A 1,000-nucleotide genomic window follows, 5' to 3' on the forward strand; every position below is an offset into this window, starting at 1 on the left:
TTTCTATGGATTGCTCAGAAAAGTAGATATGCCCAAGAAAAAGATGCTCGTAAATATAACGGTTGATTAGTTTGGATTTATTATCTGCGCCGTTAAATACCAGCTCCCAATTATCTACTTTTTTCAGTAATGAAGCCGTCATCGGTTCCGGTTGAGCCATTGGTGAGCCCAATTTTATCCACTCTATTAGGGTATTAAATTCATTCGACGGTAAATTAGGTAAACCGTACGGCATTCCTGCTAATGGGAATTCTTTCTGGAATTTCTTTACTGAATGGATATCTGGACATTGCTGTTTTCGATCTAATGAAAAATCAAAGTCTTTGTTAGACAACACTTCAATATCGGGCAATGGATAAGCCACTTTTTGTGCCAGCACATGCAGCATAATACTTTGTTCAAGATTAATTTCGGGAGTTTGGTCGCGTTCATTTAATACCGCTTTATAACCTTTATCACGCCATTCTTGCGTATCTATCGCATCAATAAAAACACGTGTCGGTGCTGTTTTATGAAAACGCGTTGCATAAACTAATTCTGGAGAAAATCCACGATCAATCCCTTCTGGCGAAGAGAGTTTTAATTGGCAAGGCGCATCATAACAGCCATGACAAACCACACAGCGGTTTTCTAAAATAGGTTTCACTTGCGTAAGATATTGCTGTGCTAGTGGATTTTTCTGTTCAACAACTCGGTCACGAGGCTCGCTAGGGCCATAAGTAAGTCGGTCTTCTTTGCTTTTGTCAGAACAACCCAGTAAAAACAATGAAATAAATGCAATAACAATTAACTGCTTATTCATTCAACTTTCCTTATCGAAATTGCGTGTAGTGGTTAAATTTGTTTTCGGTGAGATTATTCCGATCAGCCCATCATATAAATGTAGCACAATTTGTTTTTGGATTAATAAGTTCATTGAATTATTTGACTAAATCAAACCTACAGAGCAAATTATATGAGTAATGTTTCGCACTAAAATGTAATAAAGTATATCCTTTAA

1 protein-coding gene is annotated in these 1,000 nt (G+C 36.8%); it reads right to left on the reverse strand.

The genetic code is table 11. From position 1 onward, the window contains the following. Window positions 1–802 (reverse strand): fatty acid cis/trans isomerase (locus AC4GME_RS12490; protein ID WP_490379485.1); only part of this gene is annotated, 802 nt, incomplete at its 3' end. Between the last annotated feature and the right edge of the window lie 198 nt (window positions 803–1,000).

It is taken from the genome of Psychromonas sp., from assembly GCF_983033635.1.